19 protein-coding genes and 1 tRNA gene are annotated in these 18,924 nt (G+C 51.1%); 15 read left to right on the forward strand and 5 right to left on the reverse strand.

What is annotated here, in order from left to right; genetic code table 11:
• Positions 1–28 precede the first annotated feature (28 nt).
• The 6 genes from ACK5JN_RS15430 (at position 29) to ACK5JN_RS15455 (ending at position 4,321) form a co-directional block, all read left to right on the forward strand.
• Entirely contained in the window at positions 29–667 is a 639-nt protein-coding gene (locus ACK5JN_RS15430) for an NADH:ubiquinone reductase (Na(+)-transporting) subunit D (RefSeq protein ID WP_123755564.1), read from the forward strand.
• Between the two features lie 6 nt (positions 668–673).
• Complete coding sequence (nqrE, locus tag ACK5JN_RS15435) at positions 674–1,270, forward strand: NADH:ubiquinone reductase (Na(+)-transporting) subunit E (protein ID WP_064547661.1); 597 nt, start codon at positions 674–676, stop codon at positions 1,268–1,270.
• A 12-nt stretch (positions 1,271–1,282) separates the two neighbouring features.
• Positions 1,283–2,506: an NADH:ubiquinone reductase (Na(+)-transporting) subunit F gene (gene nqrF, locus ACK5JN_RS15440; protein ID WP_416870982.1), complete on the forward strand. Its 1,224-nt coding sequence runs from the start codon at positions 1,283–1,285 to the stop codon at positions 2,504–2,506.
• Positions 2,507–2,508: 2 nt separating this feature from the next.
• Positions 2,509–2,724 carry a (Na+)-NQR maturation NqrM gene (nqrM, locus tag ACK5JN_RS15445; RefSeq protein WP_064547684.1) on the forward strand — a complete coding sequence of 72 codons (216 nt, stop codon included), beginning with the start codon at positions 2,509–2,511 and terminating at the stop codon, positions 2,722–2,724.
• Between the two features lie 95 nt (positions 2,725–2,819).
• Positions 2,820–3,875, forward strand: a complete 1,056-nt coding sequence (dinB, locus tag ACK5JN_RS15450) for a DNA polymerase IV (protein WP_416870983.1) — start codon at positions 2,820–2,822, stop codon at positions 3,873–3,875.
• A gap of 2 nt (positions 3,876–3,877) precedes the next feature.
• Positions 3,878–4,321 (forward strand): GNAT family N-acetyltransferase, encoded by a 444-nt coding sequence (locus ACK5JN_RS15455; protein ID WP_416870984.1) that lies wholly within the window; start codon positions 3,878–3,880, stop codon positions 4,319–4,321.
• A gap of 82 nt (positions 4,322–4,403) precedes the next feature.
• On the opposite strand, the gene pepD is transcribed toward ACK5JN_RS15455, so the two are convergent.
• Positions 4,404–5,861 (reverse strand): cytosol nonspecific dipeptidase, encoded by a 1,458-nt coding sequence (pepD, locus tag ACK5JN_RS15460; protein WP_416870985.1) that lies wholly within the window; start codon positions 5,859–5,861, stop codon positions 4,404–4,406.
• A 256-nt stretch (positions 5,862–6,117) separates the two neighbouring features.
• Between pepD and gpt the strand changes: the two genes are divergently transcribed.
• The 3 genes from gpt to crl all read left to right on the forward strand — a co-directional run bounded on the left by gpt (position 6,118) and on the right by crl (position 8,385).
• Positions 6,118–6,576, forward strand: a complete 459-nt coding sequence (gene gpt / locus ACK5JN_RS15465) for a xanthine phosphoribosyltransferase (RefSeq protein ID WP_064547670.1) — start codon at positions 6,118–6,120, stop codon at positions 6,574–6,576.
• 105 nt (positions 6,577–6,681) lie between these two features.
• Positions 6,682–7,926: an esterase FrsA gene (frsA, locus tag ACK5JN_RS15470; protein ID WP_416870986.1), complete on the forward strand. Its 1,245-nt coding sequence runs from the start codon at positions 6,682–6,684 to the stop codon at positions 7,924–7,926.
• A 57-nt stretch (positions 7,927–7,983) separates the two neighbouring features.
• Positions 7,984–8,385 carry a sigma factor-binding protein Crl gene (crl, locus tag ACK5JN_RS15475; RefSeq protein WP_416870987.1) on the forward strand — a complete coding sequence of 134 codons (402 nt, stop codon included), beginning with the start codon at positions 7,984–7,986 and terminating at the stop codon, positions 8,383–8,385.
• A gap of 79 nt (positions 8,386–8,464) precedes the next feature.
• Here crl and phoE read toward each other — a convergent pair whose 3' ends face one another.
• Positions 8,465–9,550, reverse strand: coding sequence for a phosphoporin PhoE (gene phoE, locus ACK5JN_RS15480; protein WP_416870988.1), 1,086 nt, complete (start codon positions 9,548–9,550; stop codon positions 8,465–8,467).
• Positions 9,551–9,837: 287 nt separating this feature from the next.
• Between phoE and proB the strand changes: the two genes are divergently transcribed.
• The 6 genes from proB to herA all read left to right on the forward strand — a co-directional run bounded on the left by proB (position 9,838) and on the right by herA (position 16,774).
• Positions 9,838–10,941 carry a glutamate 5-kinase gene (gene proB, locus ACK5JN_RS15485; protein ID WP_416870989.1) on the forward strand — a complete coding sequence of 368 codons (1,104 nt, stop codon included), beginning with the start codon at positions 9,838–9,840 and terminating at the stop codon, positions 10,939–10,941.
• A 10-nt stretch (positions 10,942–10,951) separates the two neighbouring features.
• Positions 10,952–12,202, forward strand: a complete 1,251-nt coding sequence (proA, locus tag ACK5JN_RS15490) for a glutamate-5-semialdehyde dehydrogenase (protein WP_416870990.1) — start codon at positions 10,952–10,954, stop codon at positions 12,200–12,202.
• A 113-nt stretch (positions 12,203–12,315) separates the two neighbouring features.
• Positions 12,316–12,391 (forward strand) — tRNA-Thr (locus ACK5JN_RS15495).
• A gap of 163 nt (positions 12,392–12,554) precedes the next feature.
• Positions 12,555–13,721, forward strand: coding sequence for a tyrosine-type recombinase/integrase (locus ACK5JN_RS15500; RefSeq protein ID WP_416870991.1), 1,167 nt, complete (start codon positions 12,555–12,557; stop codon positions 13,719–13,721).
• A 9-nt stretch (positions 13,722–13,730) separates the two neighbouring features.
• On the forward strand, positions 13,731–14,987 hold the full coding sequence (locus ACK5JN_RS15505; protein WP_416870992.1) for a DUF4297 family anti-phage-associated protein: 1,257 nt from the start codon (positions 13,731–13,733) through the stop codon (positions 14,985–14,987).
• Positions 14,984–16,774 (forward strand): anti-phage-associated helicase HerA, encoded by a 1,791-nt coding sequence (gene herA / locus ACK5JN_RS15510; protein ID WP_416870993.1) that lies wholly within the window; start codon positions 14,984–14,986, stop codon positions 16,772–16,774. Before ACK5JN_RS15505 ends, herA begins: the two co-directional genes overlap by 4 nt.
• Positions 16,775–17,176: 402 nt before the next feature.
• Here the strand turns inward: herA and ACK5JN_RS15515 are convergent, their stop codons facing one another.
• The 3 genes from ACK5JN_RS15515 to ACK5JN_RS15525 are packed head-to-tail and all read right to left on the reverse strand — an operon-like array spanning position 17,177 to position 18,739.
• Positions 17,177–17,743 (reverse strand): phage polarity suppression protein, encoded by a 567-nt coding sequence (locus tag ACK5JN_RS15515; RefSeq protein WP_416870994.1) that lies wholly within the window; start codon positions 17,741–17,743, stop codon positions 17,177–17,179.
• 16 nt (positions 17,744–17,759) lie between these two features.
• The gene (locus ACK5JN_RS15520; protein ID WP_000984204.1) at positions 17,760–18,005 is read right to left on the reverse strand and encodes an ogr/Delta-like zinc finger family protein; all 246 of its coding nucleotides are present in this window, start codon (positions 18,003–18,005) and stop codon (positions 17,760–17,762) included.
• The gene (locus ACK5JN_RS15525) at positions 18,002–18,739 is read right to left on the reverse strand and encodes a glycoprotein 3 (RefSeq protein ID WP_416870995.1); all 738 of its coding nucleotides are present in this window, start codon (positions 18,737–18,739) and stop codon (positions 18,002–18,004) included. The genes ACK5JN_RS15520 and ACK5JN_RS15525 overlap by 4 nt, the downstream gene beginning before the upstream one ends.
• Positions 18,740–18,924 lie beyond the last annotated feature (185 nt).

The raw sequence follows: 18,924 nt of genomic DNA on the forward strand, positions 1-18,924 counted from the left end.
AAAAAGGTTCGTGAGGGGGTGCTGAATAATGGCTGAACAGGGCGAAATGAAAGAGATGAAGCGGGTGCTGGTCGGGCCGCTCGTCGCGAATAACCCGATTGCATTGCAGGTGCTGGGCGTCTGTTCTGCGCTGGCGGTGACCACTAAGCTTGAGACCGCATTTGTGATGACCATCGCGGTGACGCTGGTAACGGCGTTCTCCAGCATGTTTATCTCCATGATCCGTCACCATATTCCCAACAGCGTACGCATCATTGTGCAGATGGCCATTATTGCCTCGCTGGTTATCGTGGTCGATCAGCTGCTGCGTGCTTTTGCCTACGAGATCTCCAAACAGCTGTCGGTGTTTGTCGGGCTGATTATCACCAACTGTATTGTGATGGGGCGTGCTGAAGCCTATGCCATGAAGTCGCCGCCGATGGCCAGCTTTATGGATGGTATCGGCAACGGCCTCGGCTATGGCGCGATCCTGATGATTGTTGGCTTCCTGCGTGAGCTTATCGGCAGCGGCAAGCTGTTTGGTATCACCGTGCTGGAAACGGTACAGAACGGGGGCTGGTATCAGCCAAACGGGCTGTTTTTGCTGGCGCCGAGCGCATTTTTCATTATCGGTCTGCTGATCTGGGCGCTGCGTAGCTGGAAGCCGGAACAGCAGGAAAAGGAGTAACCGATCATGGCTCACTACATTAGCCTGTTTGTTCGCGCCGTGTTCGTTGAAAACATGGCGCTGGCCTTCTTCCTCGGGATGTGTACCTTCCTCGCGGTCTCGAAGAAGGTGTCCACCGCTTTTGGTCTTGGCGTGGCGGTAACGGTCGTTCTCGGCCTCGCGGTACCGATCAACAACCTGGTCTATAACCTGGTGCTGCGCGACGGCGCGCTGGTTGACGGCGTGGATCTCAGCTTCCTTAACTTCATCACCTTTATCGGGGTGATCGCGGCGCTGGTGCAGATCCTCGAGATGATCCTCGATAAATACTTCCCGTCGCTGTACACCGCGTTGGGCATCTTCCTGCCGCTGATCGCGGTGAACTGCGCTATCTTCGGCGGCGTGTCGTTTATGGTGCAGCGCGACTATAACTTCAGTGAATCAATCGTCTACGGTTTTGGCTCCGGCATCGGCTGGATGCTGGCGATCGTGGCCATGGCGGGGATTCGCGAAAAGATGAAGTATTCAAACGTGCCTGCGGGACTGCGCGGCTTAGGGATCACCTTTATCACCACCGGGCTGATGGCGTTAGGTTTTATGTCATTCTCCGGTGTGCAGCTATAAGGGCCGTTAATCATGGAAATTATACTTGGCGTAGTGATGTTTACGCTGATCGTGCTGGTGCTGTCGCTGCTGATTTTATTTGCCAAATCGAAGCTGGTTAACTCCGGCGACGTGGTTATCGAAATCAACAACGAAGCAGATAAGCAGATCAAAACCCCGGCGGGTGACAAGCTGCTGAATACGCTGTCCAGCAACGGTATTTTTATCTCTTCCGCCTGCGGCGGCGGCGGCTCCTGTGGCCAATGCCGGGTGACGGTGAAAGAGGGCGGTGGTGAAATTCTGCCCACCGAGCTGTCTCACATTACCAAGCGCGAGGCCAAAGAGGGTTGCCGTCTGGCCTGCCAGGTCGCCGTGCGTCAGGACATGAAAATTGAGCTGCCGGACGAAGTGTTTGGCGTGAAGAAGTGGGAATGCGAAGTTATCTCTAACGATAACAAGGCCACCTTTATCAAAGAGCTGAAGCTGGCGATTCCGGCCGGTGAAAGCGTGCCGTTCCGCGCCGGGGGATATATTCAGATCGAATGCCCGCCGCATAAAGTGGCCTATGCCGACTTTGACGTGCCGGACGAATACCGCGGCGACTGGGATAAATTCAACCTCTTCCGCTACGTTTCGGACGTCAAAGAGCCGACGCTGCGCGCCTACTCGATGGCGAACTACCCGGAAGAGAAGGGCATCATCATGCTCAACGTCCGTATCGCCACGCCGCCGCCGTCCGCGGCGGATGTGCCGCCAGGGATTATGTCCTCGTACATCTGGTCGCTGAAAGCCGGTGATAAGGTGACGATTTCCGGGCCGTTTGGTGAGTTCTTTGCCAAAGACACCGACGCGGAAATGGTGTTTATCGGCGGCGGTGCGGGGATGGCGCCAATGCGCTCGCACATTTTCGATCAGCTTAAGCGTCTGCACAGCCACCGCAAAATCAGCTTCTGGTACGGCGCGCGCTCGCTGCGCGAAATGTTCTATGAAGACGAGTTTGAACAACTGGCGCGTGAAAATCCGAACTTTACCTTCCATATTGCGCTCTCCGACGCGCAGCCGGAAGATAACTGGACGGGCTATACTGGCTTTATTCACAACGTGCTGTACGAAAACTATCTGCGCGACCACCCGGCACCGGAGGACTGTGAGTTCTATATGTGCGGGCCGCCAATGATGAACGCTGCGGTCATTAAGATGCTGAAAGAGCTGGGCGTAGAGGATGAAAATATCATGCTCGACGACTTCGGAGGCTGATGATGTTAACGGTATTTCTGGCGACGTTCTGCATTTTCGCCCTCGTGATCCTCGGCATGTCGCTCGGGTATCTGGTGAAGCGAAAAAGCCTGCAGGGTAGCTGCGGCGGCATCTCTTCCCTTGGATTGGAAAAGGTCTGTGACTGCCCGGAACCGTGCGATGCGCGTAAAAAACGCATGGCCCGCGAAGCGCAGCGCCAGCAGAACCGTATTCTCTAGTCTCCCTTATCGCCCGGCTTAGCCGGGCGATTGCCCCTCTTCTCATTTGCTAAAGTTATGCTGTATACTTATCCAGTGGTAAGTGAGGGCTAACGATGCGCAAAATAATCCATGTTGATATGGACTGCTTCTTCGCCGCGGTGGAAATGCGCGACAACCCCGCGCTGCGCGATATTCCCATCGCCATCGGCGGCAGTCGCGTACAGCGCGGCGTCATCAGCACGGCAAACTATCCGGCGCGAAAATTTGGCGTGCGCAGTGCGATGCCGACCGCCACCGCGCTGAAGCTGTGCCCGCACCTCACGCTTTTACCTGGGCGCTTTGAAGCCTACCGGGAAGCCTCTAACCACATTCGGGAAATTTTCTCCCGCTACACTTCGCTGATTGAGCCGCTGTCGCTCGATGAAGCCTACCTCGACGTCACCGATAGCCCCCACTGTCACGGCTCGGCCACGCTGATGGCGCAGGAAATTCGCCAGACCATCTTCAACGAACTGTCGCTCACGGCCTCGGCCGGCGTCGCGCCCGTCAAGTTTCTGGCTAAAATTGCCTCCGATCTCAACAAACCCAACGGCCAGTTTGTGCTTACCCCTGCCGACGTACCGGCTTTTCTGAAAACGCTGCCGCTGGCCAAAATTCCCGGTGTCGGCAAAGTGTCGGCGGCAAAGCTGGAGAGCATGGGGTTACGCACCTGTGAAGACGTACAAAACAGCGATCTTGCCATGCTGCTCAAACGCTTTGGCAAATTCGGGCGAGTCCTGTGGGAGCGCAGCCAGGGGATCGACGAACGGGAGATCAACAACGATCGCCAGCGCAAATCGATCGGCGTGGAACGCACGCTGGCAGAAGATATTCATCAATGGGAAGAGTGTGAGGCCATCGTTGAACGCCTTTACCCCGAGCTGGAGCGACGGCTGGCGAAAGTGCAGCCCGATCTGCGCATTGCCCGTCAGGGCGTAAAGCTAAAATTCAACGATTTTCAGCTCACCACCCAGGAGCACGTCTGGCCGCAGCTGAATAAAGACGATCTGATCGCCACCGCGCATAAAGCCTGGCACGAGCGGCGCTCGGAGCGCGGCGTGCGGCTGGTGGGTTTACACGTCTCACTGCTGGATCCGCAGCTGGAACGCCAGCTTTTGTTAGGAATTTAACTATGCTCATTCGCCCTTATCGCGACAGCGATTTTGCCACCCTGTGCCAGATTTTCCTGCGCGCGGTGCGGGAAACCGCCAGCCAGCACTATTCCCCAGCGCAAATTAACGCCTGGGCCCAGGTCGACGATGCGCGCTGGCGGCAGAAGCTGGCGAATTCGCGGGTGCTGGTGGCGGAAAAAGAGGGCAGCGTGGTTGGCTTTATCACCGCCGTGGATCGCTACATCGATCTGCTGTTTGTCGCCCCGGAGTACTCACGCCAGGGAATGGCCAGCGCGTTGCTGACTTCGCTATTTGCGCTGATTCCCACGGGAACGTTAACGGTGGAGGCGAGTATCACGGCCAGGCCGTGCTTTGAGCGTATGGGGTTTCAGGTTGTCGCTGAACAGCGGGTAGAGTCGCGCGGAGAGGAATTTGTCAATTATCGGATGGAGAAACGCCGGTAAGCTTCCCGGCGACGGCTTCATTTAGCCAGGCTACTCAGAGAGTAACCCGGCCGAGCAATGCGACGCCGGGAAGGCTCAGAACTTACTTCGCCGGAATCGCTTTCAGCAGTTCCGTCAGCAGCTGCCAGTACTGGCCAACGCTTTCGATATGAACCTGCTCATCCGGAGAGTGCGGCCCGGTGATGGTTGGCCCAATGGAGACCATATCCATGTCCGGATACGGCTTTTTGAACAGACCACATTCCAGACCCGCGTGGATAATCTGAATATTTGGCACCTTGTTGAACAGGCGCTGATAGGTTTCGCGTACCAGTTTCATGACCGGAGAGTTAGCGTCCGGCTGCCAGCCCGGGTAGCCGCCTTTCGGCTGGGTTTTGGCACCCGCCAGCGCACCCAGAGACTCCAGCATGCTCACGACGTAATCTTTACCGCTGTCGAGCAGGGAACGAATCAGGCAGTGAATGGTAGCAGTATCGTCAGTCATGGAAACCACGCCCACGTTCAGGGAGGTTTCTACAACGCCTTTCGCCACGTCGGAGTTACGAATCACGCCGTTCGGGGTCGCGTTCAGCAGCTGAATGAACGCATCGCGGGATGCGGCGGTTAACGCTTTACCTTCAACGGTATTCGCTTCCAGCACCAGCGTCAGATTTTTCTCTTTTGCAGACAGCTCGTTTTGCAGAATGTGCAGGTAGGTCTCTACCAGCTCTTTCAGCGCATCGACTTTGTCTGCCGGGATCGAAATGGCGGCGAACGCTTCACGTGGGATTGCATTACGCAGGGTACCGCCGGTGAAGTCAACGAGACGCAGATCCAGCTCCGCCGCGTGGGCCACCAGGAAGCGCGCCAGCAGTTTATTGGCGTTGCCGAGGCCAAGGTGAATATCACCGCCGGAGTGGCCGCCCTTCAGGCCTTTCAGCGTCAGCTTGAAGCCCTGGAAGCCAGCAGGAATCGCTTCGCGGCTCAGCGGCAGGTTGCTGGTGAAGTCGATACCACCGGCGCAACCCATGTAGATTTCGCCTTCTTCTTCGGAGTCGGTGTTGATCAGAATCTCGCCCTGCAGCCAGTTAGGTTGCAGACCAAACGCGCCGTCCATACCGGTCTCTTCGGTCATGGTCAGCAGCACTTCCAGCGGGCCATGTTCAACGGATTCGTCAGACAGCACCGCCAGCGCGGAAGCCATGCCGATGCCGTTATCGGCGCCCAGCGTTGTGCCGCGCGCTTTCACCCACTCGCCGTCGATGTACGGCTGAATTGGGTCTTTGGCAAAATCGTGGACGGTGTCATTGTTTTTCTGCGGCACCATATCGAGGTGAGCCTGCAGCACCACCGGTTTACGGTTTTCCATACCCGGAGTCGCGGCTTTGCGAATCAGAATGTTGCCCACCTGGTCGCGCTCTGCGTGAAGACCTTTTTCTTTCGCCCAGCCGACGATGTGCGCGGCGAGCTGCTCTTCATGATGAGAAGGGTGCGGAATAGAACAGATTTTGGCAAAAATATCCCACAGCGGCTGCGGGGATAATTGAGACAGTTCAGACACAATGAGTCTCCTTACGGCGTTCTGCAAAAGTCGCTTGCAGGTAAAGGGTTAGCGTAGACATATACCACAAGCCGGGCTTGCGCGATGGGGTTGAGAATACCACTTTCTGCCCTTTCCGGTAGAACAAACCACGTAAAAAGAGCCGCGTATTCCGCTTAACACTGGTTTTTAGTGCGTCAGATCTCTATAATCTCGCGCAACCTATTTCCCCCTTGAACACTTTTTAAGCCGTATAAAACAGGCTGGGACACTTCACATGAGCGAAAAATACGTCGTCACCTGGGACATGTTGCAGATTCACGCACGCAAGCTGGCCGCGCGCCTGATGCCTTCTGAGCAGTGGAAAGGCATCATCGCCGTTAGCCGTGGTGGTCTGGTACCGGGCGCATTGCTGGCACGTGAACTGGGCATTCGTCATGTCGACACCGTATGCATCTCCAGCTATGACCACGATAACCAGCGCGAGCTGAAAGTCCTGAAACGCGCAGAAGGCGACGGTGAAGGCTTCATCGTGATTGACGATCTGGTCGACACCGGCGGCACTGCGGTAGCGATTCGCGAAATGTATCCAAAAGCGCATTTCGTCACCATCTTCGCTAAACCGGCTGGCCGTCCGCTGGTTGACGATTATGTTGTTGATATCCCGCAGGATACCTGGATTGAGCAGCCCTGGGACATGGGTGTGGTATTCGTACCGCCTATCTCTGGCCGTTAATTCAGTCAATAAATGCGCTTCCAACGCCCGGTTATGCCGGGCGTTGTTTTTTTTAATGCCCCACGCGTTACAATGGATTAAAGATCGTATCGATGGAGTTTTGTCATGCCAGAAGCCAATCTCAGCGAAACACTATTCAAGCCGCGTTTTAAACACCCTGAAACGTCCACGCTGGTGCGCAGGTTTAGCAACGGCGAGACCCAGAGCATGCACTCCGCGCTGAGCGGAAGCAACGTGCCGCACTGGTATCGCATGATTAATCGCCTGATGTGGATCTGGCGTGGCGTCACGCCGCAGGAAATTCTCGACGTGCAGGCGCGTATCGTCATGAGTACCGCCGAACGTACCGACGATGAGCTGTACGACACCGTGGTGGGCTATCGCGGCGGTAACTGGATTTACGAGTGGTCAACGCAGGCGATGCAGTGGCAGCAGAAGGCGATGCAGGAGCAGGACGAAACCCTCAGCGGCCGTCACTGGCTGCATGCCTCTAATCTGTATAGCATTGCCGCCTATCCGCACCTGAAGGGGGATGACCTTGCCGAGCAGGCGCAGGCGCTGGCTAACCGGGCCTATGAAGAAGCGGCTAAGCGTCTGCCTGGCGCCATGCGTGAGCTGGAGTTTGCCATTCCCGGCGGTGCGCCGATAACCGGTTTTCTACACATGCCGAAAGGCGATGGCCCGTTCCCGACCGTGCTGATGTGCGGCGGGCTGGACGGTCTGCAAACTGACTACTACAGCCTGTACGAACGCTACTTTGCCCCGCTTGGCATTGCCATGCTGACGGTGGATATGCCGTCGATCGGTTTCTCGTCAAAATGGAAGCTAACCCAGGACTCCAGCATGCTGCATCAGCACGTGATTAAGCAGCTGCGCGAGGTTCCGTGGGTCGATCACACGCGCGTTGCCGCCTTTGGTTTCCGCTTCGGCGCCAACATCGCCGTACGTCTGGCCTATCTGGAAGCGCAGAATCTCAAAGCCGTGGCCTGTCTGGGCCCGGTGGTTCATGGCCTGTTGAGCGATCCGCTGCACCAGGGACGCGTGCCGGAAATGTATCTCGACGTGCTGGCTTCGCGCCTGGGAATGCACGATGCCTCCGATGAAGCGCTGCGCGTGGAGCTCAATCGCTACTCGCTGAAAACGCAGGGGCTACTGGGCCGCCGTTGCCCGACGCCGATGCTTTCCGGCTTCTGGGATAACGATCCGTTCAGCCCGGAAGAGGAGTCGCGTTTAATCGTCTCGTCCTCCGCGCAGGGCAAACTGATGCCGATTCCATTTAACCCGGTGTACCGTAATTTTGATAAGGCGCTGAAAGAAATTGCCGGGTGGATCAATAATAGATTTTGTTAATATATTGATAAATTCTATTGATTTGGTAAAACAGTTGCATCACTAAAGGAGATCGCAATGACGTTACCGAGTGGACACCCGAAGAGTAGATTGATCAAGAAACTCACTGCGCTTGGCCCCTATATCCGCGAAGAACAGTGTCAGGACAACCGCTTTTTTTTCGACTGCCTGGCCGTTTGCGTCAATGTAAAACCGGCGCCGGAGAAGCGTGAGTTCTGGGGCTGGTGGATGGAAATGGAAGCGGAAGAGCATCGCTTCACCTATAGCTACCAGTTCGGCTTGTTCGATAAAGAAGGGACCTGGCAGGCGGTCGCGATCAAAGACCCGGAGGTCATGGAGCGTCTGCAGCAAACGCTGCGTGGTTTCCACGAGCGGGTGAGCGAGCTGCTGAAGAGCCTGGATTTAGCGCTGGAGCCCGCCGACGGCTTTGCTAACGAAGCGGTTAAGCGCACCGCATAATAATAAAGGCCCATGACGTTGCGGGCCTTTAAATCAAATCATCAATAAGGCCTCCATCGGAGGCCTTATTCGTATTGGCTTAGAACTGGTAGGTCATACCGACGGCAACTACATCATCGGTCATGATCGCCAGACGTTTGGTCACGGCATCTTCGTCGATCAGGTTGATTTTATAATCAACAAACGCCGACATGTTTTTGTTGAAATAGTAAGTCGCGCCAACATCAACATATTTCATCAGATCCTGATCGCCGATCCCGTTATCAAGATCTTTGCCTTTCATCTGTACGTAGCCCAGAGACGGACGCAGACCGAAATCAAACTGATATTGCGCTACGGCTTCAAAGTTCTGCGCTTTATTGGCAAAGCCCTGGTCGGCGGAAACCAGACCTTTAATTGGGGTCATATTACGGGTTTCGGTATAAATCATCGCCAGGTAAATATTATTGGCGTCGTATTTCACACCGGTGCCCCAGGACTCGGCGTTTTTGCCACCCTGCGCCAGCGATTTGGCCTGCTGGATGTTGGTACGGTCAGAGTTGGTGTAGGCTGCGCTGATCGCGAAGTCGCTGCCGCCGAAATCATAAGTGAGTGCGGTGCCAAAGCCGTCGCCGTTGGCGGTGGCGTAGGTGCTGCGGTCATTTTTCCCTTGATATTGCAGGGTTAAGTCCAGGCCGTCGATGACGCCGAAGAAATCGCTATTGCGATAGGTGGCCAGCCCGCTGGAGCGTTTGGTCATAAAGTTATCGGTCTTGCCGGTAGAGTCGCCGCCGAATTCCGGGAACATATCTGTCCAGGCTTCAACGTCATACAGCGCGCCGAGGTTACGACCATAATCAAATGAGCCAAATTGTTTTAATTTCAGGCCAGCGAATGCCAGACGCGTTTTCTGGCTGGACGATCCTTCATCGCTATTACCTGAAAATTCAGATTCCCAACGACCATAACCGGTCAACCGATCGTTAATCTGTGTTTCGCCTTTAAAACCAAAACGCACGTAGGTTTTATCGCCATCAGAGCTGGAATCATCGCTCATATAGTGCATGGCTTTTACTTTTCCGTAGACATCCAGCTTATTACCATCTTTGTTATAAACTTCTGCGGCCATCGCTGAAGACGACGCAATAATACCCATCATCGTTAATGCCAGAGCTGTTTTTTGCATTTCTCAATCCCGGTTTTTTTATACTTAAAAGAGTGCTGTGAAAGACCACTGTGAAAAAACAGGAACGTTTTTATCCCGTAGGTGTTAAAAATTTATGACAACCTTCAATTAAATATAAAAAAGTATGATTAATTTTTTCTGTCATAAATTTGTCAACATTCCCCTCCAGGCTGTCTGATCCCGCGCAACAAAACTTCCGCTTTCTGTGCTGCCTGTTGGCAAGCGGGCTGACTCCTGTTACAACGTTTGTTTGGATCGACACTTCTTCTTTTTAACGGCAGAGAATCATGAGTGATAGTCAGACGCTGGTGGTCAAACTGGGCACCAGTGTTTTAACGGGCGGATCGCGCCGCCTGAATCGCGCGCATATTGTTGAACTGGTTCGCCAGTGCGCCCAGCTCCATGCGGCTGGACATCGAATTGTCATTGTAACGTCAGGAGCGATTGCCGCCGGGCGTGAGCATCTGGGTTACCCTGAACTGCCCGCGACTATCGCTTCCAAACAGCTGCTTGCCGCCGTTGGCCAGAGCCGCCTAATCCAGCTGTGGGAACAGCTCTTCTCTATCTACGGCATTCACGTCGGCCAGATGCTGCTGACCCGCGCCGATATGGAAGACCGCGAGCGTTTCCTCAACGCCCGCGATACCCTGCGCGCGCTGCTGGACAACAACATTGTGCCGGTGATTAACGAAAACGATGCGGTTGCAACGGCGGAAATTAAAGTTGGCGACAACGATAACCTCTCCGCGCTGGCGGCGATTCTGGCGGGCGCGGACAAACTGCTGCTGCTGACCGATCAGCAGGGCTTGTTCACCGCTGACCCGCGCAGCAACCCGGATGCCGAATTGATTAAAGACGTTTACGGCGTCGACGATGCGCTGCGCGCGGTGGCTGGAGATAGCGTCTCCGGGCTGGGCACCGGCGGTATGGGCACCAAGCTCCAGGCCGCTGACGTCGCCTGCCGCGCCGGTATCGACACCATTATTGCCGCGGGCAGCCTGCCGGGCGTGATTGGCGACGTGATGGCCAACATCTCCGTCGGCACGCGTTTCCACGCGCAGGATACGCCGCTGGAGAACCGTAAACGCTGGATCTTCGGTGCGCCGCCGGCGGGTGAACTGCTGGTGGACGCCGGGGCGACCTCCGCCATTCTGGAACGTGGGAGCTCATTACTTCCAAAAGGCATTAAAAACGTGACAGGCAACTTCTCTCGTGGTGAAGTGATCCGCATTCGCAACCTCGACGGCCGCGACATCGCGCACGGCGTCAGCCGTTACAACAGCGACGCGCTGCGCCTCATTGCCGGGCACCACTCGCAGGAAATCGATGCCATCCTCGGCTATGAGTACGGCCCGGTTGCCGTCCATCGCGACGACATGATCACCCGTTAAGGAGTTCAACATGCTGGAACACATGGGCATTGCGGCAAAGCAGGCCTCCTACAAACTGGCGCTATTATCCAGCCGGGAAAAAAACCGCGTTCTGGAAACTATTGCAGACTATCTGGAATCTCATAGCGATGAGATCCTGCGCGCTAACGCCGAGGATCTGACCCATGCGCGCGAGGGCGGCCTGAGCGAAGCAATGCTCGATCGCCTAGCGCTAACCCCTGCGCGTCTGACCGCGATCGCCAACGACGTGCGCCAGGTGTGCACGCTGGCGGACCCGGTAGGGCAGGTGATTGACGGCGGCCTGCTCGACAGCGGCCTGCGCATTGAGCGTCGTCGCGTACCGCTCGGCGTGATCGGCGTGATTTATGAAGCGCGCCCCAACGTCACCGTCGACGTTGCCGCGCTGTGCCTGAAAACCGGCAACGCGGCGATTTTGCGCGGCGGTAAAGAGACCTACCGGACCAACGCGGCCACCGTTGGCGTGATTCAGCGGGCGTTAAAAGAGTGTGGCCTGCCGGAAGCGGCGGTACAGGCAATCGACAACCCGGATCGCGCGCTGGTCAGCGAAATGCTGCGTATGGATAAGTACATTGACATGCTGATCCCACGCGGCGGCGCGGGGCTTCACAAGCTGTGCCGTGAACAGTCGACGATCCCGGTGATCACCGGCGGTATCGGCGTGTGCCATATCTATGTGGATGACACGGCGGAGATCGACCCAGCGCTGAAGATCATCGTCAATGCCAAAACCCAGCGCCCGAGCACCTGTAACACCGTTGAGACGCTGCTGGTCAACCAGACCATCGCCGATCGTTTCCTGCCAGCGCTGAGCAAGCAGATGGCGGAGAGCGGCGTGACGCTGCACGGCGATGAGACGGTGATGCGCGAGCTGAAAGGCCCGGCAACGCTGGTGCCGCTGAAGGCGGAAGAGCTGGATAACGAGTTCCTGTCCCTGGATCTCAACGTGGTGGTGGTTCCGGATATGGACAGTGCGATTGCGCACATCCGCCAGCACGGCACCCAGCACTCCGATGCCATCCTGACCCGTACCCTGAGCAACGCCAATCGCTTCATCAACGAAGTGGACTCCTCTGCGGTGTACGTCAACGCCTCCACCCGCTTCACCGACGGCGGCCAGTTCGGCCTCGGCGCAGAAGTGGCGGTGAGCACACAGAAACTCCACGCCCGCGGCCCGATGGGCCTCGAAGCGCTGACTACCTACAAGTGGATCGGCTTCGGCGAAGATACGATTCGTGCGTAATTGAAAGCGGGCGATGCAAAAATAGGCGGTTGATTAATCTGACTATTGACGCATCGCCCGGTTAGTCTTAACCTTTTACCCCGTGATTCACGCTCGTGAACACCTCTTGCAGGGCCGATATAGCTCAGTTGGTAGAGCAGCGCATTCGTAATGCGAAGGTCGTAGGTTCGACTCCTATTATCGGCACCATCTCAACTTCCCCAAACGTCCGTATTCATCCATAATAACCATGATTTATAACGATTTTATCGTTTTTTAGTCCATCGTTGTCCGTGACCATCCAGTAGAATCCGATACAGAATGTGTATAGGATTGTGTATATGTTCCTGTTCGGTCTTGGATTCCTATACACATGCCTTTAAACGATATGCAGATTCGCCGTGCTAAGCCTGAAGATAAACCCTATACGCTTGGGGATGGGCAAGGCTTGTCATTGCTTATAGAACCTAATGGAAGCAAGAGCTGGCGGTTTCGCTATCGCTATGCCGGTAAACCCAAGATGATCTCGCTTGGTGTTTACCCAACGATCACCCTTGCCGATGCTCGTTCCCGTCGTGATGAAGCTCGAAAACTTGTGGCAGAAGGAAAGAACCCTAGTGAGGTTCGAAAAGAGCAAAAGCTGGCTCTGCAAACAGAGTCAGAGAACGCCTTCGAAAAGATAGCCAGAGAGTGGCATCAACTTAAATCTGCTAAATGGTCGGCAGGATATGCATCAGATATCATGGAAGCGTTTAAGAACGACATTTTTCCTTATGTCGGAACAAGGCCAGTGGGAGAGATTAAACCGCTAGAGCTGCTGAACGTTCTACGTAAAATTGAGAAACGTGGTGCGTTGGAGAAAATGCGCAAAGTGCGGCAGCGATGTTCAGAGGTTTTTCGCTATGCCATTGCTACAGGAAGGGCTGAGTTTAACCCAGCAGCGGATCTCTCAAGCGCCCTCGAAGTACATCAATCCAATCACTTCCCGTTCCTAAAAGCTGATGAGATACCGGATTTTCTACGTGCCTTAGACAGTTACACAGGTAGTCGGCTTGTCCAGATTGCTACGAAATTACTCATGATTACGGGTGTTAGAACTATCGAATTACGTGCGGCCTTATGGTCAGAATTTGATCTGGATAACGCTATTTGGGAAATTCCCGCTGAAAGGATGAAAATGCGCAGGTCGCATCTTGTGCCATTGTCTATTCAGGCGTTAGATTTACTCAATGAACTCAAGATCATGACAGGGAACTATCGTTATGTTTTTCCGGGGCGGAACGATCCGAACAAGCCTATGAGTGAGGCGAGTATTAACCAGGTTATCAAGCGCATTGGCTATGGTGGGAAACTCACTGGTCATGGTTTTCGACATTCCTTATCCACCATCCTCCATGAAAAAGGATTTGATTCGGCTTGGATTGAAATACAGCTTGCTCATATAGATAAGAATAATATCAGAGGCACGTACAATCATGCTCAGTATATTGATAAACGGCGGAGTATGATGCAGTGGTATTCAAATTACATTTTTGATTAAAGGATAAATATGGACAATCCACGCAGTGCTATACACGCAATTAAAGGTTATTTTTATCAGTTTGATAAAACTATTCTTGAATTATTGCAGCGTTCCGATAATGATGCCATTTATATTGAGGGGGTTGAGGATATTGATCTTAAAACCGTCGATGATAATACGGCAATACAATGTAAATATTATGAGAGCACAGAGTATAATTCATCTGTCATAGCGAAGCCTATTCGCTTGATGTTAAAGGATTTTGCTGATAGGTTTTTTAACAATAAAGAGTCGTATAAATATACTTTATATGGTTTTTATTCTAAAGGGCATGATAAGCTAACACTTCCTTTAACAGTTGAATATTTGAAAGAAAATTTTTTGATATATCATGAGTATGAAAAAAAAGATAAAGAAGATGATAAAAAAAGAATAAAGAAAACAATTGAAACCCATACTGAATTAGGTCTTAATGATCAGCATTTATCAGATTTCATCAGTTTATTAACCATTGACATCAACGCACCATCTTATGATGATCAGATAAATGAAGTGTTAGGTAAAATTAAAGATGTTTATTCATGTTCTGCATTTGAGGCTGAATATTATTATTATAACAATGCAATTTCACTTATAAAAAAATACTCAACCATGAAAGGTGAGGAAAATAGAAAAATCTTACCGGTTGATTTTAAAAATCAGATTGATAATAAAAATATTTTATTTGATATTTGGTTCTCAGTATTCAAATCAGAAATTAGCTATTGTGAGGGGTTAAGAGCTAAGTATTTCCCATCGGTGATGAATACTAATAATTTTGACCGTTTCTTTATTATTGAGAATAATAATTATAGAATTCATGACGTGGTTGAGTTAGTAGCTATCATCCTAAAAAGGTGGTCTGTTACAAGCATAAATAAAAAGCAACAAGAAGATCGATTTTGTCCATATTTTTATATTCATGGGATGTCTTCTTCTGACTTATCAGAATTGAAGTTGGCTTTAAAAACATCAGGCTACCCCCCAATGGATGGGTATGATTACCACGGTGCAAGTTTTAATTGTGAGTCATTAATGAGAGATATTAATGATATATCATATTATAAAATTAGGTTTGTAAATGATCTTGGTTTCATTGATGATGTTTTATTAAGATCAACTAAAACAAAAGAAGTTTATCAGTTCTATGTTAATGAACCTTTTTATCACTATGAAAGTAAACAAGCTAAGGTTGTTAAAATCCAAGTTAAATCATTAGATATGTGCAAAAGGATATTGAAATGAATAATACTAATTTGAATGATGTTAATGCCGAAGTTATATCTGTTTATCCGAATAATATTAAGATCCTTGTAACTAACCTCAATGATTTTAAAGATGGGCAAAATTTAAAGGTTGGTTCATATATTAAAGTGCCATCTGATGATGGAACTATGATGCTCATTGGTATTATTGAGAATTTTTCAATTGAAGCTAAGGAGAGTGGTGAGAGAAAGTATCTTATACAAGCTAATCCATTGGGTATTATCAAGGATGGGAAGTTTGAGCGCGGTGGCGATTCAATTGCATTACCTCCTAAAGAGGCTGCGCCAGCGACATATGATGATATTAGAAGTATTTACAAAGATTCTGTAGAACAAAGTAAGCAATTTGAGTTTTGCTCTCTTTCATATAATGACAATATTAGAATTCCGTTGGATGGTAATAGGTTTTTTAATAAACATATTGCCATAATAGGATCGACAGGTTCTGGAAAATCTCATACTGTCTCTAAAGTAATACAAACGGCTATAAATGGAAAAGATGGAGATTTTAGTTTAAATAACTCGCATGTTATCATTTTCGATATTCACTCTGAGTATCGTTCAGCTTTTCCTGATGCCAATTTTTTAGATGTTAATAATTTATGTTTGCCTTATTGGTTGCTAAACAGTGAAGAATTAGAAGAGATTCTCTTAGATACCGGTGAAAGAGATAACTATAATCAGTCGTCGGTATTTAGAATGTTGGTAACGGCAAATAAGAGAAAGCATAATCCATCATTATCGAAAGTTTTTTATGACAGCCCTGTTTTTTTTGATATAGATGAAGTTGAAAATGCTTTAAAAAACCTGCGAGATGAGACCAAAAACTCAAAAGCAAATGATAGATATATGATCATTGGTGAGTCTGGTGAAGCAGATAAAAAGGGGGATAGCTCCACAACCCAAGATTGTGGTTGCCAACTTAATGACGCTGATCGTATTGATAAATATTTTGAGAAAAAATTTAATTTCTACAACACTAAAAACTCGAATATAACAAAAGGGTTTTATGCTGATGGGACTTTAGATAAATTTATTTCTCGATTTTCAGAAAAAATCAATCAGGATAGGTTATCATTCCTTTTCTCTGAGGAATCTAGAAGTAATAAGTTTGAAGATGTTATCAGGAGTTTGTTAGGAGTAAAAACAACACCGGATGATAACAGAAATGTGACTATTATAGATTTAAGTGGAATACCTTTTGAGGTTTTGAGTATTACGGTTTCTTTAATATCTAGACTGATTTTTGAATATGGTTATGTCTATAAGAAAATGAAGGAGGCCAATGGTGAAAATACTGACTTCCCCATTCTTTTAGTTTATGAAGAGGCTCATAAATACGTTCCAAATAGTGAGCTTGTTAGATATAGATCTTCTAAGAAGTCAATTGAGCGTATTGCTAAGGAAGGCCGGAAATATGGGGTTACCTTACTTCTTGCCAGCCAAAGGCCATCCGAAATATCTGAGACTATATTCTCTCAATGTAATAATTTTATAGCTATGAGGTTAACTAACCCTGTAGATCAAAATTATGTCAAGAGACTGCTCCCTGATACACTTGGATCTATTATTGATACTTTACCTTCCCTTAAGGCTGGTGAGGCTTTAATTATTGGTGAGTCAATTGTTTTGCCTTCCATAGTTTCTATTGATCTATGTCCAGAGGATAAGCAACCATCTTCAAATGACATAAAATATTGGGAAGTTTGGAAACAGCAATGGCATAACGTGGATTTTTCAGGTGTCAAAGACCATTGGCTTAAATAACTTCAAAATTTGTTAATTTGGGGTTCTCTAAATACCTTTTGTCTACTTGCCGCTTCCGAGCGGCTTTTTCTTTGCCTTCATCAGGCAGCCTCAGAAGCCCTTCAAGCCCTCGAACATAGCTCTACCACTCACCGACACTCTCTTGAATCCGCGCGATGCAGTGACGCGCTTAGACCGTAAATTAAATACACATGTTAATGTTGGCGCGCAATGCTCTCCCCGCCACGCCTGCCCGCTTAAGAGGTCACTTTTAATGCAGGTGCATGAACCGACTCAGGCCGCGCCGGTACTGGCGTGGTGGGGGAAATAAAATACGGGGATTTGCATGCAAAACCATGCACCTTATGGATGCATGGCTTATTTCGTTAAAAATTGCGGGATTTACGGGGATTTTTTGACAGGCTACTGCGCGGCCATTTCGGCGCATCGACGGGCGTAAATCATGCTCTGCGCAGGGGTAAATTTTTCACGATTATCATCCCGCGAAGGCGCATCAGGCCTGTATCCGATGGCCGTTAAAATATCGTTATCCTGTGCAGAAAAATTCATTTCATTTCCTGCGGCCAGCCAGACGGAAAGAGCTTCACGCAGATACGCCACCGAACGGTCGAGCGCCCGACTTTTTAACATCGTGGGCTGGTTCTTAATTCCCATAAGCTCAGGTGCCAGTATGGCGGTCAGCTCCGCGCCGTTCTGCTGAATAAAATCATGCAGCCGGTTACGGATGCTGATGCGCTGGACCTCCTCATGCGAGAAGATGTAGCGACCGGCGGCCTGATTAACCTCCCATTTTTTTACGTCAATGCGGTCGCGCAGCGACTGTAATCTGCGGGAGCTTGATGCATTGTCATCCCGTAATAGTGCCTGATATTCCTGCTCTGCGGCGGCCAGTTCAGCTTTACGGTTCAGCCATGCGGTTTTGTTCGTCTGACAGGCATCAAACGCCTGCTGTAAGGTCAGGGTGGTCACGGGTTGTCTCTCCTGATTAATGACGGAACGGTGAGCTGTAACAGCCTTTCACCTGACGTGGAGCTGCGGGTGCTGTCGGCACCGGTGCGGGTTTCTCATCGACGACCGGGGAACGGATCACCTCAAAGATGGACTCATGCGTTTTGAATGTCGCCGAGCAGTGCACATTCTGGCACTGCAGATAACTCTCTTTGACGCTGTCAGACATATAGCGGCTGGTGCGAACGTGTGCCGCTGTGCGGCAGAAAGGGCAGCGCATCATGACAATAACCCCCGTGCTTTCAGGTCAGCTTCACGTTCCCGCATTTTTTCCTGCCAGACTTTGCGCTGAACGGGCGTGGCCGCAACGTCATGCTCCATATGCGGCAGCGTGGAGGCCGACAGCCCTGTTTTAAACAGCACCGGTTCATCGGTCAGCCGGATATGGCAGCCCCTCACCGCCTGCTCAAGCCACGTTTTCACCTGCTGCATAACGGCATGCTCTGGCTCGACATAGCCCTGATGGCCGATGGTGTTGGCAAGCGGATTATCTTTAACCAGTATGCTGAGTTTCATTGCTCTGACGAGCGCACCGCAGTTTTCACGCAGGGCAGTATCGAGTTCGTTCTCTGCATACTGGCTGAGGACGCCGTGATGCGCCTGACGGTATGCTCTGGCCGTCCGGTCACAGGCTCCCCGAAGGCTGTCCAGCTCAAAAGCCAGAACCTCAGCCATGCTGTCACATTCCTGCACCAGTTCACGCTGAGTCACGCGCGCCAGATGGCGTTGTTTCAGCTCGTCGGTAATGACAGCACCACCGGCACGAAAGGCGGCGCGCCATGCGCCGGAATCATTGCCGTTTTCCTGCTCCAGTTCATTTTTTTGCGTTTGCACCTGGCTGATGGCCGTCGTGGTTTCATCCATACGGCTGGCACTGGCGAGATGCGCCGAGCGGGCAGTCTCAAGGTGTTCCATTGCAGGTTTAAGGTAGTCGGGAATAACAGCGGTATGAGTCATGTCGGGTCTCCTCTTCGTTTCAATCTGAGGAGATTCTGCCGCGCCGGACACAACAACACGATTCATTGCCGTTGTGGCAAAAATGGCACAAACAGACCTTAAAACCCGGCTGGCCAGAGAAAGGTCTCAGGAAAACCTTACTCACTGTTTGTTTTTTTACTTATAACTATTCACTACTGTTCACT

The sequence above is a fragment of the Kluyvera sp. genome (assembly GCF_047971185.1).
GTDB lineage: Bacteria > Pseudomonadota > Gammaproteobacteria > Enterobacterales > Enterobacteriaceae > Kluyvera.